The sequence below is a fragment of the Endozoicomonas sp. 4G genome (genome assembly GCF_023822025.1).
Taxonomy (GTDB): Bacteria; Pseudomonadota; Gammaproteobacteria; order Pseudomonadales; family Endozoicomonadaceae; genus Endozoicomonas_A.
Genome location: NZ_CP082909.1, coordinates 2,485,413 through 2,511,195, shown reverse-complemented (window position 1 = coordinate 2,511,195; position 25,783 = coordinate 2,485,413). Strand labels below are relative to the sequence as shown.

The window sequence follows — 25,783 nt, the reverse complement described above, 5'->3', positions numbered from 1 at the left end:
GGTCACCGTATACTTGAACTGATTAACATTGCCAGAGCAGCAATAGCACCACCGACAATGAGCGCATATTTAAGCCAGCTGTTGTTATTACTTGGCTGGTGAGACGAATCAGGTCGGGGTTGAGAGGTTTGTCTCCCCTCTGAAGCTCTCTGAGCCGTCGGTTGGATCAATGGCTGCGGGGAAGTTTCGTCAATATCAAACACTTGTGCACGTACCTTTACCATATGACTTAGTCGTTCACAGGAAAAATTGGAGTTCGCGTAAACTTCCTGCAAGCCGTAGTAGTCACGATCCCACTGAGTGGGGTCAAGGTTCATAACACGGGCATTGGCATTTTCTTCATAGGGAACAAACAGGTTGGACTTCTGCTTCAGCACCCAGGCAAAGGCTTGCTTGATCTGAGCCGTAGTCAGTCGTCTGTCGTTCATCTCCATAAACAGGGCGTTACGAATGTTAGAAAGGTCTCCGCTGTCAACATGCTTTTTCAAGGCTGCTGAAGGGGTGTAACCAGTTAAATTAACATTTTTAAATGCATTCACAGCAGTACTACTCTCGGAATTTGCCTGATGTTTGGGATTGTTGGTAAATCCCGCAAAGCCTTGTTCTACAAGGTGGCTTTTGACGGTAATAACGTGCTCAATCCGCTCTCGGCTAAAGTTTTTTTTACACAAATGAGCTTGCTTGAAAAAATAACCCGATAGTGGCCAGACGCTCCTATCTTCACTAATCGCTTCTTCTCCGCTGAGTGGCTGATAAGGCTCAAACAGTTCTGGCTTTTCTTGATCAAGCGTATTCAGTGCCAAACGCAGATATTCAGGTGTGTACTCTGAGTTTTCCAGAGACTGCGCAAAAGCTTTTTTAAGCTCACTTGGTGTTCTGCTGTTTTCCTCGTGTAAATCATTAGATCTGTTCATAGTTTCTCCTTCACCGTCCTCAGAACCCGTCTGAGGAGGGCTTGATGGGATTAGAATTGCAAGATATTGGCTACGTCTTGTTTGATTTTCTTGATTCTGAGTTGCTCTTTTTTCGCCTCTTCAATAGCGGCTTCTAACTGGTCACTATGTTTTATCTTGGTCTCGAGATCATCCAGCAACGCATCAAATTTTGCCATGAATTCCCGCTCCATAAATGACAAGTAGTTTTCTACCAACTTGTCTTTATCGGCGTTAATCCGAGCAAGGGCTAAGTCTCTCAAATCGTTGAAATTGGTACGAATGTAAGTCAGACGGTCATTCCAGATATTTTTTAATTTCACAAACTCAACAGTTTTATATTCAGCAACCTGTTCTGTTTTCCACCATGAGAATGGGTTATACCACTCAGACACACTGACCGTGCGATAACCTGAAACCTCTTCCCTGCTTTGAACTTCATCTTCCTGCAAGTCCAGAACCAGTGAGATCGCACCGATAGACTCTTTAAGCATTTTGAAAGCGGGTAGCTCAAGTGCTTTGCTGTCTGGGAAGAGTGAAGCAACATGTTGCTGATACTCTTCTCTTAGTCGATCTTTGATCAGCTCTTGTGAACGGTCAAACGCCTGCTCATAGTTGTTAATGGTTTTCTTAAATGCAAACTCAACGTCACGTGCAGCTGTATCCAGCTGTTGATGGGCAGAGTCTACAGATGCCTCGCCGTCAAAATCTTCACCCAATGTTCGGATCAGTGTGTAAACAGCCGCTTCTATTTCATCAAGCTCGTGCTGCACACCTTCCGGAAGCGCATGCCCTTCCTGCTTGACTTTCTCCTGGTATGCTTTCGTATTGAACCCGCTATCCCGGCGTTTTTTCAACTCTTTAATATCGCGATGTAACTGATCTAATTGCTGCTGATCCAGTTCCATTTTCTGGGTCAACTCTGCTTCCCGAATACCTTCTTTGATCGCTTCGGATAATGCTTCATGAGCCCGGTGAAGCCTCAGCGGAAACGCATACTTTTTTATATATTCATCAATAGTGGCCTCAACGGCAGGCAACCCGCTGCGAAGCATAGCTACCGATGATGTTTTGGTCTCCATGTCATTACGCACCTTGCTTGGCATGGTCGTGTACATGGGCAGATCCATGCTGGCCTCTTCGAGAAACAGGTCCTCAAAACTGCGTTTGTCTCTTCGCTCAGAACGAGTCAGTTCACCTTGCTCTCGGAGCAAATAAGCAAAGCGTGCAGAAATTGGAAAAATATTTGGTTCATCAATGCCGTTATCTTGCAAGTACTTTCTTACACTACCCAACACAGCACCAATGTCCTCACCTTTCTCTGGATCAAAATCGTCCATTTTGTTAATGACGAAAAGAAAACGGTCTTTACTCTGTCTACCGCTTCGGGACATTTCCTCGGCAACCAGTTTTAATAAGCGTCTATCATCGTTAGTGCATAACTGGGTTCCATTAAGAATATATAGAATTAACGGGTTTCTTTTTGAGTCCTGAATGAATCCCATTGTGGTGCGTTCATGCTCTTCATCCTGACTGTTGTTTGGCCCCGGGGTGTCAGTTAGCACCAGGCGAACATTGTCATTTGGCTCCACGGCACGAATATTACCTGTCAATTCAATGGCTTTGGTTTCAGAATTCGAATTCCACTCTTTAAGTAGCTTAGGGTGAACAGCATCGCTCTCCGCAAGGAGCATCCTGTTTTCACCCAGACGCTTACCAGTAAAGCGATCACCGGTAGTTTTATTATCAATAATATGGGCGATTGTGGCCGTGGTCGCCTCATTGGCCGCTGGTAATAGATCTTGCCCCAGCATGGCATTGATGAATGTGGACTTACCCGATGACATTGTCGCTACCACATATGCATCGAAGTTATTATCAAAAGCGGCTTCGAAGTTTCGTTTTGCCTCTGCTCCACTGCTTTCAATGTATTGGGTGAACTTTGGATCTTTTTGCAGTGTTTCCAGAAGCAGTTTAATCTCATCCAACCGTTCTTCCGCTGGTTTGACTGCCTGCCACTCCAGCTCGATAGACATACCTAGCTGTTTAGCCTTTTCGGCCGCTTCCTGCAGATCAATAAAGTCGGATTCAACGCCCTTAAACTTTACAAAGAAGCTGTTGGCGCCATTAAAGATCTCACTCAAATTGTCAAAAATCTTTTCAACCCAAAGCTGCAAACGCTTATGGCGATAGCCCTGAATTTCCAATGATTCCGGTGGTGTTTCGCCATTGATCTGGAAGAGAGTTTCAACGGTGAATGGGTTGTGCTCGATATATATGTAGTTCACATTCGTTACATTCTGGGTAGTTAGTTGACCACCCTTTTTGGGGTTAGAAAGGTCTTCGCTTTTAACATGCTTTTTCAAGGCAGCAGAAGGGGGGTAATCACTTACATCGACATTTTTAAATGCATTCACAGTAGTACTACTCTCGGAATTTGCCTGATGTTTGAGGTTGTTGGTAAATCCCGCAAAGCCTTGTTCTACAAGGTAGCTTTTGACGGTAATAACGTGCTCAATCCGCTCTCGGCTAAAGTTTTTTTTACACAAACGAGCTTGATTGTAAAAATAACCCGATAGTGGCCAGACGCTCCTATCTTCACAAATCGCTTCATCTCCACTGAGTGGCTTATACGGCTCAAACAGTTCTGGCTTTTCTTGATCAAGCGTATTCAGTGCCAAACGCAGATATTCAGGTGTGTTCTTTTCCAGAGACTTCACAAAAGCTTTTTTAAACTTACGTGGTATTCTGCTGTTTGCCTCGTGTAAATCATTAAATTTGTTCATAGTTTCTCCTTCACCGTCCTCAGAACCCATCTGAGGAGGGCTTGATGGGATTAGAATTGCAAGATGTTGGCTACGTCTTGTTTGATTTTCTTGATTCTGAGTTGCTCTTTTTTCGCCTCTTCAATAGCGGCTTCTAACTGGTCACTATGTTTTATCTTGGTCTCGAGATCATCCAGCAACGCATCAAATTTTGCCATGAATTCCCGCTCCATAAATGACAAGTAGTTGTCTACCAACTTGTCTTTATCGGCGTTAATCCGAGCAAGGGCTTTCTTTTTCAAGTTGTCGAAACTGGTACGAATGTAAGTCAGACGCTCTTTCCAGATATTTTTTAATTTCACAAACTCAACAGTTTTATATTCAGCAACCTGTTCTGTTTCCCACCATGAGAATGGGTTATACCACTTGGACACACTGACCGTGCGATAACCTGAAACCTCTTCCCTGCTTTGAACTTCATCTTCCTGCAAGTCAAAAACCAGTGAGATCGCACTGATAGACTCTTTAAGCATTTTGAAAGCGGGTAGCTCAAGTGCTTTGCTGTCTGGGAAGAGTGAAGCAACATGTTGCTGATACTCTTCTCTTAGTCGATCTTTGATCAGCTCTTGTGAACGGTCAAACGCCTGCTCATAGTTGTTAATGGTTTTCTTAAATGCAAACTCAACGTCACGTGCAGCTGTATCCAGCTGTTGATGGGCAGAGTCTACAGATGCCTCGCCGTCAAAATCTTCACCCAATGTTCGGATCAGTGTGTAAACAGCCGCTTCTATTTCATCAAGCTCGTGCTGCACACCTTCCGGAAGCGCATGCCCTTCCTGCTTGACTTTCTCCTGGTATGCTTTCGTATTGAACCCGCTATCCCGGCGTTTTTTCAACTCTTTAATATCGCGATGTAACTGATCTAATTGCTGCTGATCCAGTTCCATTTTCTGGGTCAACTCTGCTTCCCGAATACCTTCTTTGATCGCTTCGGATAATGCTTCATGAGCCCGGTGAAGCCTCAGCGGAAACGCATACTTTTTTATATATTCATCAATAGTGGCCTCAACGGCAGGCAACCCGCTGCGAAGCATAGCTACCGATGATGTTTTGGTCTCCATGTCATTACGCACCTTGCTTGGCATGGTCGTGTACATGGGCAGATCCATGCTGGCCTCTTCGAGAAACAGGTCCTCAAAACTGCGTTTGTCATTTCGCTCAGAACGAGTCAGTTCACCTTGCTCTCGGAGCAAATAAGCAAAGCGTGCAGAAATTGGAAAAATATTTGGTTCATCAATGCCGTTATCTTGCAAGTACTTTCTTACACTACCCAACACAGCACCAATGTCCTCACCTTTCTCTGGATCAAAATCGTCCATTTTGTTAATGACGAAAAGAAAACGGTCTTTACTCTGCTTACCGCCTCGGGTCATTTCATCGGCAACTAGTTTTAATAAGCGTCTATCATCGTTAGTGGCTAACTGGGTTCCATTAAGAATATATAGAATTAACGGGTTTCTTTTTGAGTCCTGAATGAATCCCATTGTGGTGCGTTCATGCTCTTCATCCTGACTGTTGTTTGGCCCCGGGGTGTCAGTTAGCACCAGGCGAACATTGTCATTTGGCTCCACGGCACGAATATTACCTGTCAATTCAATGGCTTTGGTTTCAGAATTCGAATTCCACTCTTTAAGTAGCTTAGGGTGAACAGCATCGCTCTCCGCAAGGAGCATCCTGTTTTCACCCAGACGCTTACCAGTAAAGCGATCACCGGTAGTTTTATTATCAATAATATGGGCGATTGTGGCCGTGGTCGCCTCATTGGCCGCTGGTAATAGATCTTGCCCCAGCATGGCATTGATGAATGTGGACTTACCCGATGACATTGTCGCTACCACATATGCATCGAAGTTATTATCAAAAGCGGCTTCGAAGTTTCGTTTTTCCTCTCCTCCACTGTTTTCAATGTAATGGGCGAACTTTGGGTCTTTTTGCAGTGTTTCCAGAAGCGCTTTAATCTCAACCAACCGTTCTTCCGCGGGTTTGACTGCTTGCCACTCCAGCTCAATAGACATACCTAGCTGTTTAGCCTTTTCAGCCGCTTCCTGCAGATCAATAAAGTCGGATTCAACGCCCTTAAACTTTACAAAGAAGCTGTTGGCGCCATTAAAGATCTCACTCAAATTGTCAAAAATCTTTTCAACCCAAAGCTGCAAACGCTTATGGCGATAGCCCTGAATTTCCAATGATTCCGGTGGTGTTTCGCCATTGATCTGGAAGAGAGTTTCAACGGTGAATGGGTTGTGCTCGATGTATATGCAGTTCACATTCGTTACATTCTGGGTAGTTAGTTGACCACCCTTTTTTGGAGTGGCCTGAGTGATCAGGTGCTGAATGGTGCTAATACCGCTGTAGGCAATCAACTGCTCCACGTAATGGTCAGTGATCGTCAATTCCGGGTCATCAGACGTCACTTCTGTCTTTGGCCGTTGATCAAGCAATCGACGCATGTCGCTTTTGAGTGGCAGCGGGATAAAGCTGGCATCATTTAGCCGGTGGGGATTCTCCCTGAACCGTTCTAACTCCATTGACAACTCCATCCTTTCCCGCCTACCCAGTACTTCATTATTCAGGTGTTTTTTGGCAATGAGAGCAACACGGGCCATCGTCGGCACTATTACAGGATGCTCGAACCCAAGACTCTTCAGGTAGTTACAGGCATTGTTGACGTAATGCCCGACAGCCTCCCCAAGCTCTTCATCCAATTGATCTGCTTTATTCAGTGCGAAAACGATCTTTGCCTTTGGCAATGACTGTCTTATGGTTGTTAATATTTCTGCATCATCCCGGGTTCCCAACTGAGTAGCATTGAGCACATACAAAATAGTACTCGTCTGCTGCTGTTTCAGGGCATCTATGAACACAAACCTATGTTGCTGGTCCTGGCTGTTATTGGCACCAGGAGAGTCGAAAATAGCGTAATCATTCTGCATTTTTTTCTGCTGACGCACTGAAAGCGGCACCGTAATGTCAATGCGAGCAACATGTTCAGCCTGATTCCAAACCTTCAACTGCTCTGGACATACCCTCATACAGGCATCTACTACCAGCCCTTTGGCGCAATAGCTGGCTGAGGCACTCTGAGCATCCTTCAGGTGATAAATGCGGGTGACCTTGGCTGTCGTAGCCTCATTTGCGGAATGCAGCAATTCCTGACCAATGAGCGCATTGATCAAGGATGATTTACCGGCACTCATGGTAGCGGCAACAAATGTATGATTGAGTAACTTTGTCATTTTTCCGAAGAATTACCGATTTTCAGAGGAAGCAGTCAGCCATGCTTGTACATTTTTATGTATGTAGTCGTTTAGCTCTGCCGGTTCAACCACTCGCATTCTGGGCATCCAATACTGAATCAGGGGAGCGATCTGGGTGAAACTTTGAGCCTGAACAGTGACTATCAAAGTGCCATCCGATCTTTTCTCCACTATTTTCTGCTGTGGCAGTAAAGGTTTGCGTTCAAAAAAGAAGGCGATATCAGACATGATTTCCAGAACTGCTTCAAATGAGGGATGTCCGAACCAGATTGAGTTTTGGGACTTAATGTACTTAAGGGTTTCAGGGTTAAAATCGAAGGTTGACTCTGTGATCGTCAGCAGTTTTATACGTGCAAATGAATAGGTCTTCAGTTGTCTATCGCTCTCCGCTGCAAGATACCAGGCTCCACGACTGTGCACCATCAGGTAAGGGTTAACTTCCCGCAGGGTTTCTTTATAAAGGAATTGCACTGTTTTTCTGGCGCTGATAGCTTTTTCAAAGAGTGAGTGAAAGCTCTCGATATAAGCCAGCTCCAGAGGAGGCTCCTGAAAGTGATAGCAATCGCTGTTCCTTCGATTAATAAAGTCTCTTAAGAACTTGGCTGTCTTATGTGGCAGGGCATTTTTTAGCCCAAAGGCGGTGACCAGGTGAACCAGGTCTTTTTCAAAAAACAAAGCATCTGAGTTGGAGGTGAGTCTGTACCCGCCGGAGTCAGGACATTTCTCAAGTACAGAGCTCAGCCGATGAAAATCTCTCTGAATAGTTTTGTTACTGACGCTATATTTTTCAGCAAGTTCCGAGCTGTCGAGCTTTGTGCCGCTCAATGCCTGGATCAGAATATCCGCCAGCCTGTTGGCAAGTGTTTCATGTGTTGAGGTTTTCATACAGCAATAGTGACAACCTAAGTTAATAAACGGCCGTACTATACAACACTCTCTGGACAGGGTGTGTCCTTTAGCACACGATATTTGCAACATTCGTTCAAATATCGTAACTATTCAGCATCAGCAAAGGGTGATCGCAGTAATTCTTCATGGCTATAAGCAGGGCTTCAAAAACATTCTGACCTACACCCACCACTTTGATATATTGACCGGTCATGGTCGCATATATGGAGAGCCTCCCGAATGGTGGTAGCAAGTACCCTTCAGCAGGAAACTACAGATAATAACTCTCAAAACATCTATTGGTGTGAACACCTGCAAAGGCTGGAGATTGATTGGACAGAAACTCTCGGTTACCCCTGCAAGCTGATTGTAAATAGCTGGGAAAATGGCATTGAGTGGTGGTCGGAGCTGGCGGATGAAACTCATCGCCCTGTACTGTTTGCAGAACCTGGCTTGAATTTATTGGCAGTGACCGATAGCCCAGCTATAAGACAGTGGCAATCTACCGTTCCGGAAAACCTGCTCAGTGCTTTGCAACGCTTCCGCCTGTGGAATTTCTCATTACTGCAAATGGCCTGCCAGTGGCAGGAAATGAAGGACTTGCTGATTTCCAATCCGGTACTGGTATGGCTGGCAAGAGACCATATGGATACCCATAAGGTATCTTACGGAGAGTTCCGCCAGCTATTGTGCCTCAAACAGCATCAGATACTGGAAACGATAGGGCTGACAGGAACAAAATCAGCAATACGTTCACTGCGCCGTGTTCAGATAGAAATCTACGAACCTTGCATGGCAGGGCTGGTGAGAAAGTTTTGGTGTCAACCGTTACTGGTCGCGCGCCTTAGCCATCAACAGAAAATTGATCGCCCGTTTATGCGTCTGGCTCAGAAGTTTCCCTGGATCGTTGGCAGGCCGCTTGCCAAAACTCTGGACGGTATTGATTGCCGCTGGCAATACCAGGAACTGATTCAACTGGTTACGGATAGTTGCCAGATGTCCGGCAACAATCCTGAAAGACGAGAAAGGCTGGCCAACGCACGTAGCTTTGCTGCCGTCGAAAATATTCATAACCGATTAGTAGAAGCTCTCAATGCTCGCCACCGGGGACGGTTAACCTCGGACATAGCTCTGAATGATAATGGTGAGCCACTACCATTTCCTGAACCACCCCACCCCGGAACAGCAGATATTCAACCCATACTCACGCCTCAGGCTCTGACTGATGAGGGGCGTGGCATGAAGCACTGCGTTGCAAGTTATATCCGCCGGGTTCAGGATGGTGAGTATTTTGTCTATCATATGGAGTCACCGCAGTCGCTCACCATTGGGGTGTCGGTCATGTCGGGGCGAATTCTTGGTTGTGACCAGATTTACGGGGTTCGTAATGCGCAGCCAGAGCAAGCGGCTAAAGATAAAGTGCTGGCGTGGATAACTGAAACTCTGACAGGCGGAAAAAGAGGCTGAGGTGAGTAGAGGGAGAGGGGTCTGAAGCCCAGTTGGCTATAGCGGCGCATTCCACCATTCGATCTGTGCTGCCAGTGCTTCTGGGCCACCGCAGTCGCCGCAATAATGGTTGTGGTGGCCTGACCTTTTGAGAGGCCAGCCCAAAACGTCCAGGTGCAGAGAAAAGGTGGTTTCAGCCGTAACCAAAAGGTCTTCTGAAACTTCCCGGGCGTATTCGTGAACCTTCCATTGCAATGTATCGCCATTTTTTTTTGCAGAAAGAAGAGGGGTGTAGTCTGTTTTATCCTGAACGGACAAACTTAGCCATTCGCCAGCATGGGTAACCTGATAGTCTGGAAATTGTCTTGACCGTACAAAGTTCAGGCATGGATTCCAGTGCAGAAGCCAGTAACCGTTATGCAGGTAAAAGTTAATGGCCGGCTTCCACGAGTATTCAGTCTGGAGCTTTATACCATCCAAACCAGCGGCGCAGGCCTGCTCGTAAATTGCATTAAGAGCCTGATCAGCAAGTCCCTGGCGACGAAACTCTGGCTGGACGTACAAGCTTTCGACCAGAAGATAACTCACACCTGAAGAGTCCTTTTTAACAGCAAAAGAACCGACTATCTGAGAGTCGTGAAGAATGAAATATCTGTGAAAATGCCGACCATAGCGCCTGGTATGCGCCAGATGTCCTTTGAGAAAGAAGCGCTTTGTTGCCTCATCAGCCCATTCTGGCTCGTACCAGGGATTTGATGGCGTTTCGCCAAAATTGTCGTCGCATATCAGCCCTTCATAGTGATGCCACAGGTCAACTTCGGTTCGGTTATTTCTATCAACCAGGCGGTATTGGCCGGAGGGCAGGGTAGGCGGCATTGGTATTATCCTGATTTCTTATTTTGATGGTCAGGGGAGGTTAGACAATGATAGATGGTTGCGTCCAGTTAAACACTCGTTATTACCTTGAGGGGCAAAAAATACTGCTCATCAAAGCATAAACAAGAAGTACAAAAGTAGTTTTTATGGATGTCCTCTGTACCCTGATGTCTGTTTTGTGAACCCCCTGTGTCAGCATAGCAGTGATTTGGAGACACTCATTATGAATAAATAGCGTTCAGAAAAAACGTTTTGATTCAAGATCCGCCAGAAAAGTAAACTTCAATAGACCTTCCTTACCAGAATTCAAACTGGGCTTGTGCAACAACAGGATAAGATTGCGGCTGGGCGCAATCTTATCCTTATTCGTTAGTTTTTTTTCATCGCTCGATAGTAGTTGTTTAATATAATCATTACCTTTTGTAACCATATTATCTATCTCTGAGAGCTCATGGTTTAATGATATTCCCTCTTTATGTTCTATGAATTCAGGAAGTGACAGCGTAATGCATTTTTGTATGGGTTTAAATAAAATAAAGCAAACACCTTCACCAATATTATTGATTATGTTTTCATTATTATTCGGAATTTCTGCACACTTTATTACCCAGTTAGCAGATTGGCTAATGTTTAAGTTTAAGACAAGCCCTTTGTGAGTAGGGAAAACAATAATAGTTGTTGCATTTTTATAACCACACAAGCTTTTCAGGTGCTGGTTGTCTTCGTTGAAGGCAGTTACGCCATTTATATTTGGTAGAGGGTCATCTTCTTTATGCCAAAGAGCTTTATTGAGTTCATCCATATAATCGTTTCTTAAGACATCTTCCCCAAGAAGAGAAAATGACACACCGATTGCTAATTTGGCCAAAAATCGTAAATCATATTTTGAATATAAGGAAAATTTGTTTCTACGCTCCTGACGGTTTGTGCACTTTTCAAGGAAGTACTCAATTCTATCATTGTCTATATCATCAGAAACATCAAATCCAATTTTATCTGCTGCAACATCAATCTCATTGCAGATTATTTTCTTGACTCGCCTTCCTTCAAAAGCATTTTTTAGTGATAACCAAGAAAGGTTCAGGTCTTTGCTTGATTGATCAGAAAATAAAAAATATGCTCGTGTTTTCTTTGACTTTACTGTCCTAGGATTTCCACCAGAATACCAGTACAAGCGTTTATCATCAGGTCTTATCCAGATGATTTGTTCACCAAGTGGGCCTATCCATAATTCACAGATTTCACCTTCCACCATGTGTGGGGGGGATAAATCTGTTGTTCCAAAACACCTTAGTGGTAATGCTGTTGGGTTATCTGGGTCATAAAATGCATAAGCTTGTTCTGTTAAATAACTATAAACAAGAAAGCTCTTTTCAAAAGATGCATCGACAAAGAGACCGAGATTGTTATTGCATATTTTACAAACTTGTTTCGTTTTTAGTAAATTAGGAACTCTGGAGCCTCCTAAGAACTGAGGAACTATATGTTCAAGGCTGAACCCAGATTCTTCTTTTACCTTCCTACAATAAATACACTCTTTCATAAGTGGTGTTACTTCGATGTTTCTTGAAAACCTAACGCATCGCATCAGCCGCCAGACCATTCGTGTAGCGAGTGGGATGGTCGGACTGCATGCGCTTGATATGTGTGTTTACGATTAATCTCACAACTTAAATTGCTCTAACAGTTGCTGATTTTCTTTTGAAAGCTTTGAAGTGCTCCAAGTGCCTTTCTCTATCCAAGTTCTATCGGAGATTCGATGTTCAACAATTTCCAATACCTCATCGTGAGGGAAAAGATAAATTTCACCTTTATATATAAAACAAATATAAATTTCTTTACCGATATACTTTCTCGCAAATGAAAGTCTCGCTTTCAGTTGTACTTTTATATCTGTAACGCCGTCCAAATGGACAGCAATGAAATCAGCACCTTGCCAATCGTTGTGGAGCCACATACAGGTAAATCCGTAGTCGGCCAGTTTTGCCGAAACTTTTTGGAAGTTGTACATCTCCTTCGCCTTAGCATTGAGATCGTCGTAATTGACTTTTTCGAGTTTCATTCGCTACAGCACATAACTCTTCAAGAAGGGGCGCGAGTTACGGCGTCCCGCTTGCTTGACTTGTTAACTCTTTGGAACGCTTCGATGACAGGCTTTGGTAAATAGACATATTTAATAACTTCGTCGATTAGCTCCGGATTAAGGTAAAGTGGCGAATTTACCGCATGCATACTTGAGTATGACTTTACATACTTTCGATGCCTAGTAGTAAAGAACACATTCTGCCATATGAGGGCACTTCTAGACGGATGATCTTTCTTCGCTATGATTTTCTCAAGCTCTCCGCCAATTATGTGATATTTATAGAATGGCTCCTTAGACGCACGTTCAATTCTCTCGAGCTCTAATTCGAGCATATTCTTTATTGTTCCGTCGGGCATCTTTTGCTTGTAATCTAGAACTTTACAGTAGCGGCGAATTTCCCAAATAGCCTTATCAAGCTCTACTAACTTATGCCCCATTATCTCGTAAGATATTTCTAGATACCTGTACCTTCCGTAATTATTGAGATGCTCAATAAATTCCATTGTAGATTGGCTTAAGTCCATCTTGAATGGAAGTTTTTTGGAGAGCTTTAATGCAGCAGATAGATCATGATTTACATTCTTTGCCTTAATCCGGTTATACAGAAATATAGCTTTGAAGTACTTCTCTATAGCTTGCAGTGCTTGCCAATGGAACTGTGGATATAGGGAGTTCTTATAGCAAAGCCTTGCTGCGATATAGTCTAGATCCGCAGTATCTCTGAAGCTACGCGTGGCAAAGTCGTTTAAAAGTGCGTCTGTTCGTTGATTCATATTTTGTGGAGTTAACGCCGCCAGCGGGGCTTGAGCAAGCAGTGCGCAAGTCCCTCTGGCTGGCTTTGTTATACATTTAGTGCATCGTGAAAACTCACGTCCTATGGACGTGGTTATGAATGATTGGCTTTGCCTGCCATGAACTACCCATGCTACTCCTTATCTCTGAGTTGTCCCCACAACTACTAGAGATAGGAAGTAGCATGAGCAGATTTGAAAAGTTAACGCATGTCATCTGGCATTGCCAATACCATATAGTTTGGGTGCCAAAGTACAGGTTCCGAGTTCTTACTGGGTAAGCGTTCAAACAGGGGGCAGACTCCCCCTACTTGTCGAGATCGGATTTTAACGGATTGGCCCCGAATTTCTCTTTCCAAATTCGCGGGATTAGCTCTCGGATATCTCTAGCCGGATGGAGACTGATACGCTGGAGTACATCAACGAAGTACTTGTATGGATCAATGCCTGCAAGAAGACAACTGACGATTAACGTCTGGAACACAGCAACATTGTCTGCGCCTTCCTCTGTCCAACAGAACATCCAGTTCTTTCTGCCCATTGGGATACATCTAAGGCCACGCTCCAGGTGATTGGTGTCAATAGCAACATTCGGATCATCCAGGTAGACCCGTAGCTCTTTTTCCCGTTTGTTTACGTAGCCCAGGGCTTTACTCAGTGGGTTGCTTTTCACCAGGTCAAGGCGTTGCAGTTGTTTCTCATGCCAGTTAAAGAACTGGTCAACCAGAGGTTTGGCTTTCTGTTGACGGTATTCCCGTTTTTCTTCACCTTGCAGTTCTGCTTTGCGAATTTCGTCTTCGACTTTATAGATCGCACCTATGCAGTCCAGCGCCTCTTTGGTGGCTTCCGGCTCTGCATCCTGTGACTTGACGAAGTATCTCCTGCTGTGTGTCCAGCACTGGGCATGGGTGATCTGGGGGTATTTTACACACAGGCGGTCGTATTCCGGATAACCATCCGTCAGTAAGGTGCCCTCAAACTCTTTCAGATAGGGTTCTACGACTCTGCCAGAACGACTGGTAGAGAAGGTAAAGGCCATCTCATCCTGGTCACCATAAAAACACCAGAAGTATCCTTTCTGCATCTTGCCTTTGCTTTTACGGCCTGCTTTGCCAGGGGTTTCATCCAGAGCTAGAACCCCGCTTTCCAGGCAGCTGTTGAGTACTTCATCAGCGATGGGCTTGAGCAGGTCTCCGGCGCGTTGTTCAAGGTGTGTCAGGGTTCCACGGCTGATGGTAATACCGCTGGATTCAAGTTTTTGGTGCTGGCGATAAAGGGGCGCATGGAAACGGTATTTTTCGACCAGCAGGCCTGCGATAAAACTGACGTCGGCAAAGCTGCGATCAAACAGGCCGGAGGGGGCGGCTACTGTCGTCAGGGTTTGGCTGGGCTTGTGGCGTACGACTTCGCGCTGGTATTTCAGGATGACGTAACTGGCGGGGCGCTGTGCCGGGCGATAGGTGTATTTGTAATCAATGACTTCGTATTGGTCTGCATCTTCTCCCTGCATTTCGACAGCAGGCATAGGAATGAGTTCAACCGGTACGTCGTCGGTAAAACGCAGACCCTGATCAGTCACGCAGTCTTCGGGGCGACTCTTTTTCCGCCGCTCGTAAGTGATGGTTTCAGTAGGGGCTTCCTGCTCTTCAGGTTTGTCCTGGAGGATTTCACCTAATGACAGCTGGTCGGGGTTCTCAATCAGGCGCTTTTCCGATTTTTCACCGAACAGCTGTTGTTTAAACCAGGCTAACTGCTGCTCAAGGGAGGCGATCTTCTGATCCCGTTCCACCAACTTCTGATCCCGTTCCACTAACAGCGCCTGCATCTGCTGAAGCAGTTGCAGGCTCGAAGGCGAGATGGTGGGAGCAGGTAAATTCATGACGACTAAAGATAGCGGTTTTATGCTTCAGTTGTGTAACCAGACTGTTGATGTTTGTAGCGTTTATATTGCTGAACAGAGCGGGTATCAATGCCTTCAAGAATCAGTTTCAAATCGGTCCATTCCAAGCGCTTCTTGTGGGACTCTCCGGCGTGGGCATGAAACTGTCCCTGTTCCAGGCGTTTGCTCCAGATGCAGTAACCACTGCGGTCAAAATACAGGACCTTGCATTGCGTCTGCTTGCGGTTGATGAACACGAATAGCTGACCACTGAGAGGATCTTCTTCCAGTTTGTTTCTCACCAGTGCAGACAAGCCATCGTATGACTTTCTCATATCGGTGGAGCGGTTATAGAGCCAGACCCGCACCTGTGATTCTGGGTAAAACATGATTAATGACGCATACGAAGAATAACACCACCGGGTAACTCCAGCTCGATATGCCAGTCCGGGCTGGCTGGAGGTTCAGTAAGCTCATTTGGGAGTTCGATCCATTCCTGACCAGAAGTCTGAATGACATTGGCAGAGTCAATGCCAGCATCGCTCTTGAGTTTACGTTTCCAGTTTGTGAAGGTAGCCAGGCTGATGTTTTGAGTTTGGCAAAAAGCTTTCTGGCTTAAACCGCTGGCCATTTGCTGGTCAATAATCTGCTGCCACTGTTCGGGGGTGAGACGGGTAAAGGGTTTTGTTGGTTGATTCATGCTTCGCATCTCCTGCGTTGTTTGCAGGAGAAAGACTGGCAGTCAGGTTGTGATTTTTGAAGACGTCCTCAAATGAGCGCTTACCGCGCGCCGAAGGCGCGTCGGGTGGAGGGGCGAAGCCCCGGAACGAACTGGAAGCATTTGTTAGCCAGCCGATTGTTCAAAACTCAGGGAAAAAGTTTGGTATATTTGTACTTTGTTGAGCAGCTACTGATAAATCCGATAGTACTGACTTAGCAGATAAAGATACCTTTGGTATTTTAATATTTCTTGCATAACCCCAACCATGATCCGTAACTATATTTTCCAGATCCCATACGTATGGTGTATTTGTGAACATTACCCCACTGGCTGGGAAAGGTGACGCTGGGCTACAACGACTCTCTTTAGCGGCTACAAAGCGTTCAATTTCTTGGAACCATTTTGAATCTTCATATTTACCTATAACAGAAGGAACATTGATGTTAACAAAAACAATTAGTGGAATATCAGACTGTTTTTGAAAAGCCTTATTAATTATTCTACGAATGTCTGCGCTTACACTACCTCGCTCTTGCTTTACGCCATTTTGCCCTAAAACCCCGGGTCTGTGACGACTTTTGGCTTCTACAGCGATTAACTCGCCAGTCTTCTTATTTTTAGCAATAAATTCAGGATGTTTTTTAGATCCATCTTGCTCATTCTCAAAAATAATTTCATAACCAGCATGGATAAGGATTGCCGTAACACTTGCTTCAAAAAGAGCTCCCTGAAATTGATTCATATTTTTTAGGCGTTGGACTAAAAAATCTTGAAGCTCAGCATTATGCCTTATTGTATAAAGGTCATACGCTAACTGATACCATGCCTTCATAGCACCGATAGGTTGTGAGGAGGTGATTATCCCAGATTTTACCTTTAGTTTTTCATGATGCTTAGCGATAATGTAATGCCATTTTAAGATTTCGTGTCGTTTTTCAAACGGTTTCCTTATTTCTTCATTTCCCCATTCTGTACCGAGAGTGCCACACAAATAATCACCCAGAAAGTCAGGAAATGTTTTCCACTTTTGACTAAAAGTCAACTCATTACCGACAGCTACAACCTTATAGTTTTTGAAATCGCTATGAATGATCTCTTTAGCTAAACCATATTTATGCTTATAAAATCTTTGTTCATTTTCATTATTAAGTAACTTTATAAAGGCATTATTGATCGAAGGGGCTCTGTGGATTACGTTTCCGCAGCACTTTTTATATTTGAGGTTACTGCCGCAAGGACATACCTGATTTCGACCAATTTTTGCACTCATATAGATATTTCTGTTTTTCTTTGCCTTACCATAGTCTGATATATGTATGCACTTAGGCTGGCTAACGCCTGGTTCAGGTGCGCCGTAGGCGTCACCTGGAACCACTTGTTGAACCAAGCCGCTAACGCGGCAAAGAATACCGTTCATCCCAGCCACCCCACCATTGCCAATACTTCCTGATATCCGCACCACTCCGGCGCGGCTTATATAAGGAAGCAACATGGAACGTTCTGAGCAAATCCGGTTTGACAAACTGTATCAAAAACACCTCATCACCCTGAAACTTCAGGGCAAAAGAAAATCAACCATTGATCTTTACAGCAGGCCGCTGCGGCGGCTGGCAGCCTTCTTTGACCGTTGTCCTGACAGACTCAGCCCTGAGGATTTAAAAACCTATTTTGCCGCCCTGGTGGAAAGCCACTCCTGGAGCACGGTCAAAACCGATCGCAATGGCCTGTAGTTTTTCTGGAAACATGTTCTGGGCAAACACTGGGACTTTGTTGAAATCATCAAACCACCGACCGTCAAGTGACTGCCCGTTATCCTGACGCCTGCCGAGATAGAACGACTGCTCAATACTGCACGAAAACTGCGCTACTACACCATTCTGCTGACACTTTACAGTATGGGCTTAAGGCTGGCCGAAGGTCTTAACCTGACCATTGCCGACATTGATTCCCAACTCATGAGAGTCCATTTGCGCAACTGCAAAGGCGGCAAGGATCGCTATGTTGATCTTCCCAGTCGAACACTCAAAGCCCTGCGCCGCTATTGGGTCACTCACCGAAACCCGAAGTTTCTTTTTCCTGAAGGCCAGAGCGCACAGCAACGGCACCGGGCGACTCAGCCCATGAGCCGCTCCTGCACCCAGAAAGCCATGAGACAGCTGGTTGAAGAATGCAGGATTAATAAAAAGGTCAGCCCTCACAGTTTACGGCACAGCTTTGCCACGCACCTTCTTGAGCAAGGTTTAAGTCTCAGAGCTATTCAGACGCTGCTCGGGCACATGTGCCCAAAAACCACCGCTATCTATACCCAGTTAACAGAAACCGCCCAACTCAACACCAGGAAAGTGATGAATCATTTGATCAATGAACTCAAGCTGAAGGGAGATGATCAATGAAGCTTTCCGATATAGCAACACAATACGGTGACCGGTTTCTGGAAAAATACAGTCAATGTCTTTTACCTGGCCATATCAAAGCACTGCAAGCGATACAGTACTGCCGAACACCGGCAGCCAGTATGACCTTACTGGAGTGCAACAGCTGCGGGATACGGGATCAAAAGCCGATGTCCTGCGGGCATCGCCACTGCAACCGCTGCCAGAACACCGATACCAGCGAATGGCTGCAGCGGCGAAGACAGAAACTGCTGCCCGTTGAATACTTTATGGTGACCTTCACCTTGCCAGCGCAACTTCGAAACCTGGCGTGGCAACATCAACGACAGGTGTACGATTTACTGTTCAGAACGGCAGCTGACACCCTAAAAGAATTCGGCAGTAATTCCAAAAAACTGGATGCAGACCTGGGAATGACCGGCGTCCTGCACACTCATAGCCGACGGCTGGATTATCATCCTCATATACACTTTGTTGTGCCCGGCGGTGGCATCAACACCTGACGAAAAGAGTGGCGCAAACTCAAAGGCAACTATCTTTTCAATGGCAAGAACCTGGCCATAGTCTTTCGAGCCAAACTCCTTCGCGCCCTGGACGAACAGGGACTACTATCACCGAGCCTGAAAACAAGGATACCCAAAGAGTGGGTCGTCAATTGCACACGGGTGGGCAAAGGATTACCAGCACTTGAATATCTATCCCGCTATCTGTACCGAGGCGTGATCAGTGACAACAACATCCTGGCCAGCAAACAGGGAAAGGTGACCTTTTCTTACCTCAATAGTGAAACCGGCAAAAAAGAGGCGCGAACCCTACCAGGAGAAGACTTCCTATGGCTGGTACTGAAACATGTATTACCCAGGCGACTTCGACGATCGCGGGATTATGGATTTTTACACAGCAACGCAAAAAAACAATTATCACTGGTGCAACTGGTTTTAAATGTGATGGTCAAAGCAGTCGAACCCGTCATTCGCCCGAAATTTACATGCAGGCGTTGCGGTGAGTCTATGAAACACATTGCGTTTAGTTTCCTGAAACCGACCTGAGCATTGCCACAGCAACAAACACCGCCATTCACAAGCAGTGAGGAAATGTAAGCTCAGTCAGACAGATCCGACATATGCAAGACTACCGTAATGCAGTGGTCTGGAGACACTCATCCTGAATAAATGGCGTTCAGCAAAAAGGTTTTGATTCAAGGCCCGCCAGAAAAGTAAACTTCAATAGACCTTCCTTACCAGAGTTCAACCCGGGCTTGTGCAACAACAGGATAAGATTGCGGCTGGGCGCAATCTATCCTTATTCGTTAGGTGCGTCTCAAGCATAAGATGGGGATTTTTTAGGACGGTATTTCTCTTTATTGCCGTAATTGCGCTTCGCTGAGTCCATTGCTTTTTCGAGATTTTTCTCTAGTGTCTTACAAGAATCTTGGAATGGGTTTGTTTTCCATTCTTTTGGTACTTGTCTCTTTTTTGTTTCATTTAGCAAAGATTCATAAAGCTTATTAATATAGGCGTAAAATATTATCACCCTATCAATTCTCAGCTCCAATCTCTTAATAACATCACCGTGACAGTTCGAAATTTTTCTACCAAGGTCAGAGAGATTATTCCATGTGGAGTCTTCTGAAATAAAAGTGTCCATCATGATATTCTCTATGAAGGTCATGTTCGAAATTAGTTCACGGACAATATAACCACCAAGTCTACTTGGATAATAGTTGGAATTGAAATTTGGGTTGTCATGACTTGCGGTATGAATGAATCGTAATGAGCATAAATCTGAAAGTGCTTTTAAGGTACACTCATCGGCTATTCCGATAGTTCTCATCACTTTTCTGATTTCTAAGCCGTCTAAATATTGAAAACTTGAGTCAGAACTGTATTTTACAAGTGCTGTCAATATGAAAAATCTAACCATTTGTAAATTAGTTCTGCCAAGCCTAGAATCAAAAGGATTTCCAATTAATGAAAACTCTTCTGAATAAACCGCATGGCTACCAACAAGAATAGCTCTAAGAGCCTCGTGTTTAGGTAATGTGTATTGCCCTTTACTTTTATATGTCTGAACGGCTTTCCCAGGGTTACTATAGCCATGTTCTAGAAAGTGACGAGTCATTCTTAACGCATTTCTGATATCGTCTGCAGCTAAGACTTCTAGTAATCCACCAATCTCTGTTCCTAGTACTGAACTTTGAACCAATTCAATTATCGAGGCTAAATTTTCAACATGGACATTCATTCCATTTTCTGAAAAAAAATCACCAGACTCTCCATCTATTAAGTTTCTAGCCAAAAAAAATCTTTTGGAAAGAACTGATTCAACTTTAGGTGGTTCAATTAAAATTGGATCAAAATCAAAAGCATTAAATGCAGCAGAATTTCTATGCTCAACATATGTTGAACTTCTTATTGATATTACAAGGTTGAGCCTTAACTTTTGAGAGAATGCTACAGACTCTGTAAAAATATTAGATTGTGTGATTTCTTCTAACTGGTCAACGTTGTCTATTACTAGGTAGAAAGGGACCTTGCTTGAGATGTGAGATATTATTGTATCTACATACGGTTTCTTTTTATCATAATCAGACTGGAGTCTTGATGAAATAATCTCATTAAGTTTTTCCTCATTTTTTGCCATTAAAAAAGATGGGCCTCTCTTTATGGCAGTTATTTCTTTGTTATATGCTTTTTTAACGCATTCATTAAAATCTGACAGATACTCATCACTAATAATGTAATGCATTAATGATGAATAAATATAATCTACGGGATTTTCGTCATTTGTAAATCCAAGAAAATCAATGCTAACCCAGTGTGGATGACTATTATCATCTTTTTTTTCAAATACTTTTGCAGCAGATACGTAGCGAGTATAGTGTTGAAACGTTGTTTTTCCTGACCCGACTGTACCTAGTATCACAACAGCAAGCGGTTTGGCTTTCTTGTGAGCATCTGATAGTACTTTCTTAAACGTGTTGTTGTGTCTTTTTTGTAAAGGTCTGACGGGCTGCTTGTTAAATAAACTTTGGCTTTTTGAAATATGCATATTGATCTTTCGATCAAATTTCATTCTATCAGAACTGTTTACATAACACTTTTCAAAAAGACTAGGATCCATATCGGTTACAGTATCGGAAAATGCTGTAGTTATTGCCTCTTCAATAAGCGGATACATAGGGTTCGTGCTTTCATAATAATTAGCTGTTTTATGGTAATTTTTTAATCTTCTTTCTTCTATTTGATCCTCAGTGTAACCGAGCAATAAATTTTCCAAGCTAGAATTAACAACAGCTTTTCTCGATAATAAATCTGAAAATTCTGTGTAATCGTCTTTTAATGCTGACTCTAAGCTATTAAATACAATTGCTGAAGAATCATGAAATGCAACCTGATCAATTCTGTTCGCTGGAAAAATAACCCACTGCTCACCATTTGTAACTACAGCAAATTGAATGCTAAGTTTTCTACAATAATCCCTAGCTTGAACTATGGCATCACCTAGTGAGCCGGATAAATTTCCTTTAGATAGTTTTAATCTTCTATTTAGTGGCCTTGTTTCAAATGTTATGCCAATTTTTTTTGCTTCAACAATTAGTGCTGCATTTGCGGTTCTAATGATGTAGTCAGCGAAAGTAGTTTTACCATCCTCGCTAACTCTTTGCTCAACTGTTACATCTTCATGAGTCCACCCTAGAACTTCAAAAAGTATCTTATCAATTACTTTTAACCGTGTTTCTGCTTCATTTGCATCGAGGTGGGTTAAGTGTTTTGCAACATCCAGAATGTCTTGGATTGTACCCATATTAATAATCTATCTTTCTATATTAAAAATGAAAATGTTAATGTTGAACTCTAAGCACCTAACAGCTATTAGACCTCAAGCGAGCGATATTAGCTATCACGCTCACACGCGGCATATCCCCCCAAATCAGGGGCAAACAACTCACTTGAGATATATCCCAACTTTTCAACCTGTCGAAAGTCATTAATTATCAACAGTCTACAGTTTATTTTACCCAGCGACCCGAATAGGCCGCAAGTGAGTTATTTGCATTTTTGCCATTTTATTCAATAATCCTGTGCAAAAAAACAGTTATTGAACTTACCATGCCATCTCCTTTTATGAGCGAAGTACGCAATACCCTGAGAGTAAAGTGCTATAGCTATAAAACTATACAGTCGTCGTATTGTTACTGGATCAGGTATTTCATTCGCCATCAACATATGAGGCACCCACAGGACTTAGAGCCTGATCATGTCAGACAGGTTCTGCCTTACCTTGCCACTCAGCATCGGGTTGCGTCATAGCAAAGCTTGTCTATCGTTAAGACCTGCTGGAAGTGTGCACCCCGCTTGAAGGCATTGTCCCCGAAGCTTCACACCTCGGATTACTCCACAGCATGCCCTGGCAAGAGCATCTGGATGCACAGAAGCCCGAATCACATCATATGTCTCGATACCTCAACCTTACCCTTGTGAATCGGGCTTATGCGCCCCCGATTCTCTGGTCGCACGTCGGGTAGCAGGATGACATTACTGTCATCCCGCCCCCTAAGAACCGTACGTGCGACTTTCACCGCATACGGCTCAAGCCTTACGGCATTCACTTTTACACCCGTTGCGCAATCCGGCACCATGAATGCACCAATTGGCGGTTTGCTGGCGGAGCTTCCAGACTCAGATAAACAGCATTTTTATCATGTAGTGGGTCTCCATGCAGAAATGGAGCGCCGCATAAAGCACAGCTGTTTTGTTGTCTGAATAGCGCCTCCCGCCGTTCTTTGTAGAAGGATTCTTTCAACTGCCTTCTTCGACATCGCTGCTCCCAATATTCACGACTATCTGGGTTTAGAGGGCTTTGATTCCCCCGAACCTTAATATGCCGGATGATAGGAGTGTGCTTATGTCGATATAGGCGAACGCTGTCGTTCCTGAATATCCAGTCTTGTCCGGGAAAGTACTTGTACTTAACCCAGTGGTTTGATTTGTTTGGATGACGCCGCTTTGCCCATCGCCAGACCAGTTCCCAGACTCTGTGATCGACGTAGCTGAACGTTTTCTTGCTGTTACCGTTGTGATAGTAATTACTCCATCCTCCGATGATAGGGTTTAAACTACATATCACCCCGGTCTGCGTGGCCTGTTTATGTTTAGACAGCAAGTCCTTAATGCGCTTGATATAAGCCAGAATCTTGGCTTTGGCTGGCGTAGCAAGCAGGGTTTTTCCACTGTATCGCCGGATAGTGAACCCCAGAAAATCAAAACCCTGATCCACATGAACCACTTTGGTTTTTGCTTCACTGAGCTGTAATCCTCTCTTACTTAAAAAGTTAGTAATTCTTGGGATTACATAGGATTCAATGACCTCTTTTGAAGGTGCGACGACCACAAAATCATCGGCGTAGCGGATAAGATTAATGCCCTTGTTCTTACCTGAACGCTGTGCAGGACGGAGTTGTCTGCCCTTGGGGCTGGTACAGCCAAAAAGTCTCTCTAGACCGTCCAGAGCAATATTGGCCAACAAGGGGGAAGCTATTCCTCCTTGTGGCGTACCTGCATCTGTTGGCTTCAATTGCTTCCATTCAATAACACCCGCTTTTAGCCACCGACGTATAGTTGTGGCAAAGACCGGGGTTCTGCTCAACATGGCTTCATGCTCAATATTGTCAAAACAGCCCGATATATCCGCATCAAGTACCCAGTGACTGCTATTACATTATATGTGTCGATACCTCAATCTTACCCTTGTGAATCGGGCTTATGCGCCCCCGATTCTCTGGTCGCACGCACGCTACCGCCCGGAGATAAGGTCATAGTTCCAGCCAGAACTGACAGAGCATGGTTCTCAATAGCTCAAAATAGAATTTTCAGCTCTATAGAGTACTGAAAATCGGTTGGTATGTATGTAGTAATAGAGCGCACTGCAAGCAGGCATTTGCGTGTCGTGTAATGGAAAAATAAATCAGTCACAGATAGCAACGCATAATCGAGCCTCATAAGCAGCAGGTTACAACATTAATGCTCTATACTCACGACACTTTCAAAGTTTTGCCGGGAAGAAACCAGCGAGATGGGTACGCTGCTACCGTGGCTCGACAAAGCTCACCCGAGATATTGCCGTGAGGCAACTGTGACTCCCTGCGAGCGACCTACTTGTATGTTCAGCTTTTGAGCTGGAATAACCTCCCCCAGAAGAACTCTGCTTCTGGCAATTTCATTCTCTGATCCCGTTCAGCCTCTCTCATTTTACGTGTCTTCATCAGGTTGAACTTTCGATCAAAAATCAATCTTCCAAGAGACAGATTCCAGGGCTATTGGCACCCGTGCCACACAGCCAGTTCACCGTCGTCTACCGACATCATTCCACCACCACCGCCGCAAAACAGGAGGCAACTCTGCGGTCACCAATGTCAAAAACGCCATACCAAACCCGGTCTTTATACAGAAAGGCAATGAGGTGCGCGTTTTAAACAGCTGGCATCTGTCTTGTTCCATAGAGAGCATCACTGCCCGCAACCCCTGCGTTACAGGGCTGTCCCGCCTGACCAGAGCGTGATCTGGTTTCACATTAAACAATTACAGGGTTATCAGGACGGAAGTTCCCAGTGTACCGGGCAAGGGCGGACGGGTGATTCTATGCCTCGTTATCACAGTAAAACAGATCGAAATTTTGGTTTTGGTAAGCAGTTAAGCTACGCCGGACGTAACGCTTTAAAGACCCTGATGACAGGGCAGTACCACAGCATTGCCACGCACTCAGAACGCTGGCAACGGTTTTGTGACTGGGCAAAGACTCGAAACATCAAAGAAGCCCATCAAATCAGCAACTTCATTCTGAAAGACTATGCGGACTATCTTAAAGCCAGGCTTAACGGGCAGGGCAAAGCTATTGCTGTATCCACCGCACAGAACCGATTGTCCACCTGCAATACGGTTTTAAAAGCACTGCGTGGCAACCCTGATATTGCCATCAATCCCTCTGAAGTCTTGAACGCCAAGCGTTGTCATATCCGTACAGAACCACCGGAACTCAGTCGTGAAAAGCTGACCGCTGCACAGCAGGAATTATGTGGCCATGGGCATAATCGTATCGCTGCCTTGTTGGGCTTGTGTCGTGAATTGGGCTTACGCTCCAGAGAAGCGGCGCTGCTGGATTGCCAGAAGGCACTGATACAGGCAAGAGGGCAGGGTACCATTGATATAGAACGAGGCACCAAAGGCGGCAGAGGCAAATCCACTGTTACCAGCCCCAGTCGGGTTGAGCGATTAGTTCCTGTCAGTGATACGGCTATGAAGGCCCTTGAAACCGCCGCAGCACTCCAAAGCGACAAAGATAACCTGGTGCCAGAACACCAACGCCTGTCAGATTTTCTGTCGGCGGTTCGTCACTACAGTGGTGCGGTTTTGAAACAATATGGGCTGAATAACCGCCACGATTTGAGAGCTGCTTATGCCTGTGAACGGTATCAACAGATTACGGATACAGCTGCTCCTGTTATTGCAGGAAAGCGTGAGTGCCTGAAATCATTGGATCGAAAAGCAAGAGAGCTTATCTCCTGCGAATTAGGGCACGGGAGGAAGAGCGTGGTGGCAAGCTATATTGGCAGCAGCCGTTGAGAGGACTTTTTGCGCCCCTCAAATCTATCAGCAAGTAACGATAAATGCTGGCGCAAAAATCCTCTCA

At 44.7% G+C, this 25,783-nt stretch carries 19 protein-coding genes and 3 pseudogenes; 6 read left to right on the top strand and 16 right to left on the bottom strand.

What is annotated here, in order from left to right; translation table 11 throughout:
• Positions 1-2 precede the first annotated feature (2 nt).
• The 5 genes from K7B67_RS09745 to K7B67_RS09725 form a co-directional block, all read right to left on the bottom strand.
• Positions 3-914 (bottom strand): hypothetical protein, encoded by a 912-nt coding sequence (locus tag K7B67_RS09745; RefSeq protein WP_252180143.1) that lies wholly within the window; start codon positions 912-914, stop codon positions 3-5.
• A 50-nt stretch (positions 915-964) separates the two neighbouring features.
• Positions 965-3,718 carry a dynamin family protein gene (locus tag K7B67_RS09740; RefSeq protein ID WP_252180142.1) on the bottom strand — a complete coding sequence of 918 codons (2,754 nt, stop codon included), beginning with the start codon at positions 3,716-3,718 and terminating at the stop codon, positions 965-967.
• 50 nt (positions 3,719-3,768) lie between these two features.
• A complete protein-coding gene (locus K7B67_RS09735) occupies positions 3,769-6,993 on the bottom strand; it encodes a dynamin family protein (RefSeq protein ID WP_252180141.1) in 3,225 nt (1,074 codons plus the stop codon).
• 12 nt (positions 6,994-7,005) lie between these two features.
• A complete protein-coding gene (locus K7B67_RS09730) occupies positions 7,006-7,899 on the bottom strand; it encodes a WYL domain-containing protein (RefSeq protein WP_252180140.1) in 894 nt (297 codons plus the stop codon).
• Between the two features lie 97 nt (positions 7,900-7,996).
• Complete coding sequence (locus K7B67_RS09725; protein WP_252180139.1) at positions 7,997-8,155, bottom strand: hypothetical protein; 159 nt, start codon at positions 8,153-8,155, stop codon at positions 7,997-7,999.
• Between K7B67_RS09725 and K7B67_RS09720 the strand changes: the two genes are divergently transcribed.
• Positions 8,143-9,369 carry a PcfJ domain-containing protein gene (locus K7B67_RS09720; RefSeq protein WP_252180138.1) on the top strand — a complete coding sequence of 409 codons (1,227 nt, stop codon included), beginning with the start codon at positions 8,143-8,145 and terminating at the stop codon, positions 9,367-9,369. The genes K7B67_RS09725 and K7B67_RS09720 overlap by 13 nt on opposite strands.
• Before the next feature lie 36 nt (positions 9,370-9,405).
• Here K7B67_RS09720 and K7B67_RS09715 read toward each other — a convergent pair whose 3' ends face one another.
• The 4 genes from K7B67_RS09715 to K7B67_RS09700 all read right to left on the bottom strand — a co-directional run bounded on the left by K7B67_RS09715 (position 9,406) and on the right by K7B67_RS09700 (position 13,083).
• A complete protein-coding gene (locus K7B67_RS09715) occupies positions 9,406-10,224 on the bottom strand; it encodes a GNAT family N-acetyltransferase (protein WP_252180137.1) in 819 nt (272 codons plus the stop codon).
• A 238-nt stretch (positions 10,225-10,462) separates the two neighbouring features.
• The gene (locus tag K7B67_RS09710) at positions 10,463-11,767 is read right to left on the bottom strand and encodes an HNH endonuclease (RefSeq protein WP_252180136.1); all 1,305 of its coding nucleotides are present in this window, start codon (positions 11,765-11,767) and stop codon (positions 10,463-10,465) included.
• 120 nt (positions 11,768-11,887) lie between these two features.
• Entirely contained in the window at positions 11,888-12,286 is a 399-nt protein-coding gene (locus K7B67_RS09705; RefSeq protein ID WP_252180135.1) for a hypothetical protein, read from the bottom strand.
• A 20-nt stretch (positions 12,287-12,306) separates the two neighbouring features.
• The gene (locus tag K7B67_RS09700) at positions 12,307-13,083 is read right to left on the bottom strand and encodes a HEPN domain-containing protein (RefSeq protein ID WP_252180134.1); all 777 of its coding nucleotides are present in this window, start codon (positions 13,081-13,083) and stop codon (positions 12,307-12,309) included.
• A 203-nt stretch (positions 13,084-13,286) separates the two neighbouring features.
• Here K7B67_RS09700 and K7B67_RS09695 point away from each other — a divergent pair.
• Positions 13,287-13,373, top strand: a pseudogene (locus tag K7B67_RS09695) (IS200/IS605 family transposase); the annotation flags it as partial.
• Between the two features lie 35 nt (positions 13,374-13,408).
• Here K7B67_RS09695 and K7B67_RS09690 read toward each other — a convergent pair.
• The 4 genes from K7B67_RS09690 to K7B67_RS09675 form a co-directional block, all read right to left on the bottom strand.
• On the bottom strand, positions 13,409-14,980 hold the full coding sequence (locus tag K7B67_RS09690; protein ID WP_252180133.1) for an IS66 family transposase: 1,572 nt from the start codon (positions 14,978-14,980) through the stop codon (positions 13,409-13,411).
• Positions 14,981-15,000: 20 nt separating this feature from the next.
• Complete coding sequence (gene tnpB, locus K7B67_RS09685; protein WP_252180132.1) at positions 15,001-15,369, bottom strand: IS66 family insertion sequence element accessory protein TnpB; 369 nt, start codon at positions 15,367-15,369, stop codon at positions 15,001-15,003.
• 2 nt (positions 15,370-15,371) lie between these two features.
• The gene (locus tag K7B67_RS09680; RefSeq protein ID WP_252179135.1) at positions 15,372-15,680 is read right to left on the bottom strand and encodes a transposase; all 309 of its coding nucleotides are present in this window, start codon (positions 15,678-15,680) and stop codon (positions 15,372-15,374) included.
• A gap of 160 nt (positions 15,681-15,840) precedes the next feature.
• Complete coding sequence (locus tag K7B67_RS09675; RefSeq protein WP_252180131.1) at positions 15,841-17,193, bottom strand: SEC-C metal-binding domain-containing protein; 1,353 nt, start codon at positions 17,191-17,193, stop codon at positions 15,841-15,843.
• Here K7B67_RS09675 and K7B67_RS09670 point away from each other — a divergent pair.
• The 3 genes and pseudogenes from K7B67_RS09670 (at position 17,192) to K7B67_RS09660 (ending at position 19,143) form a co-directional block, all read left to right on the top strand.
• On the top strand, positions 17,192-17,431 hold the full coding sequence (locus K7B67_RS09670) for a phage integrase N-terminal SAM-like domain-containing protein (RefSeq protein ID WP_252180130.1): 240 nt from the start codon (positions 17,192-17,194) through the stop codon (positions 17,429-17,431). The genes K7B67_RS09675 and K7B67_RS09670 overlap by 2 nt on opposite strands.
• A gap of 72 nt (positions 17,432-17,503) precedes the next feature.
• Positions 17,504-18,094: a tyrosine-type recombinase/integrase gene (locus K7B67_RS09665; RefSeq protein WP_346658275.1), complete on the top strand. Its 591-nt coding sequence runs from the start codon at positions 17,504-17,506 to the stop codon at positions 18,092-18,094.
• A pseudogene (locus K7B67_RS09660) lies at positions 18,091-19,143 on the top strand (IS91 family transposase). The gene K7B67_RS09665 and the pseudogene K7B67_RS09660 overlap by 4 nt, the downstream one beginning before the upstream one ends.
• Positions 19,144-19,414: 271 nt before the next feature.
• Here K7B67_RS09660 and K7B67_RS09655 read toward each other — a convergent pair.
• From K7B67_RS09655 to K7B67_RS23865, 3 genes and pseudogenes are all read right to left on the bottom strand, one after another.
• The gene (locus K7B67_RS09655; protein WP_252180129.1) at positions 19,415-21,901 is read right to left on the bottom strand and encodes a type I restriction enzyme HsdR N-terminal domain-containing protein; all 2,487 of its coding nucleotides are present in this window, start codon (positions 21,899-21,901) and stop codon (positions 19,415-19,417) included.
• Positions 21,902-22,708: 807 nt separating this feature from the next.
• The gene (locus tag K7B67_RS23870) at positions 22,709-23,374 is read right to left on the bottom strand and encodes a group II intron maturase-specific domain-containing protein (RefSeq protein ID WP_256484864.1); all 666 of its coding nucleotides are present in this window, start codon (positions 23,372-23,374) and stop codon (positions 22,709-22,711) included.
• Positions 23,351-23,797: pseudogene (locus K7B67_RS23865) on the bottom strand (reverse transcriptase domain-containing protein); the annotation flags it as partial. The gene K7B67_RS23870 and the pseudogene K7B67_RS23865, both read right to left, overlap by 24 nt.
• A 938-nt stretch (positions 23,798-24,735) precedes the next feature.
• Between K7B67_RS23865 and K7B67_RS09645 the strand changes: the two are divergent.
• On the top strand, positions 24,736-25,716 hold the full coding sequence (locus tag K7B67_RS09645) for an integrase domain-containing protein (RefSeq protein WP_252180128.1): 981 nt from the start codon (positions 24,736-24,738) through the stop codon (positions 25,714-25,716).
• The last annotated feature ends 67 nt before the right edge of the window (positions 25,717-25,783 follow it).

Bases quoted from the DNA above. Each gene is read 5' to 3' on its own strand.
- K7B67_RS09670 (WP_252180130.1), top strand. From the start codon at position 17,192: ATGGAACGTTCTGAGCAAATCCGGTTTGACAAACTGTATCAAAAACAC.
- K7B67_RS09715 (WP_252180137.1), bottom strand. From the start codon at position 10,224: ATGCCGCCTACCCTGCCCTCCGGCCAATACCGCCTGGTTGATAGAAAT.
- K7B67_RS09705 (WP_252180135.1), bottom strand. From the start codon at position 12,286: ATGAAACTCGAAAAAGTCAATTACGACGATCTCAATGCTAAGGCGAAG.
- K7B67_RS09740 (WP_252180142.1), bottom strand. From the start codon at position 3,718: ATGAACAAATTTAATGATTTACACGAGGCAAACAGCAGAATACCACGT.
- K7B67_RS09680 (WP_252179135.1), bottom strand. From the start codon at position 15,680: ATGAATCAACCAACAAAACCCTTTACCCGTCTCACCCCCGAACAGTGG.
- K7B67_RS09675 (WP_252180131.1), bottom strand. From the start codon at position 17,193: ATGTTGCTTCCTTATATAAGCCGCGCCGGAGTGGTGCGGATATCAGGA.
- K7B67_RS09690 (WP_252180133.1), bottom strand. From the start codon at position 14,980: ATGAATTTACCTGCTCCCACCATCTCGCCTTCGAGCCTGCAACTGCTT.
- K7B67_RS09745 (WP_252180143.1), bottom strand. From the start codon at position 914: ATGAACAGATCTAATGATTTACACGAGGAAAACAGCAGAACACCAAGT.
- K7B67_RS09720 (WP_252180138.1), top strand. From the start codon at position 8,143: ATGGTGGTAGCAAGTACCCTTCAGCAGGAAACTACAGATAATAACTCT.
- K7B67_RS09700 (WP_252180134.1), bottom strand. From the start codon at position 13,083: ATGAATCAACGAACAGACGCACTTTTAAACGACTTTGCCACGCGTAGC.
- K7B67_RS09655 (WP_252180129.1), bottom strand. From the start codon at position 21,901: ATGGGTACAATCCAAGACATTCTGGATGTTGCAAAACACTTAACCCAC.
- K7B67_RS09710 (WP_252180136.1), bottom strand. From the start codon at position 11,767: ATGAAAGAGTGTATTTATTGTAGGAAGGTAAAAGAAGAATCTGGGTTC.
- K7B67_RS09645 (WP_252180128.1), top strand. From the start codon at position 24,736: ATGCCTCGTTATCACAGTAAAACAGATCGAAATTTTGGTTTTGGTAAG.
- K7B67_RS09730 (WP_252180140.1), bottom strand. From the start codon at position 7,899: ATGAAAACCTCAACACATGAAACACTTGCCAACAGGCTGGCGGATATT.
- tnpB (WP_252180132.1), bottom strand. From the start codon at position 15,369: ATGTTTTACCCAGAATCACAGGTGCGGGTCTGGCTCTATAACCGCTCC.
- K7B67_RS09735 (WP_252180141.1), bottom strand. From the start codon at position 6,993: ATGACAAAGTTACTCAATCATACATTTGTTGCCGCTACCATGAGTGCC.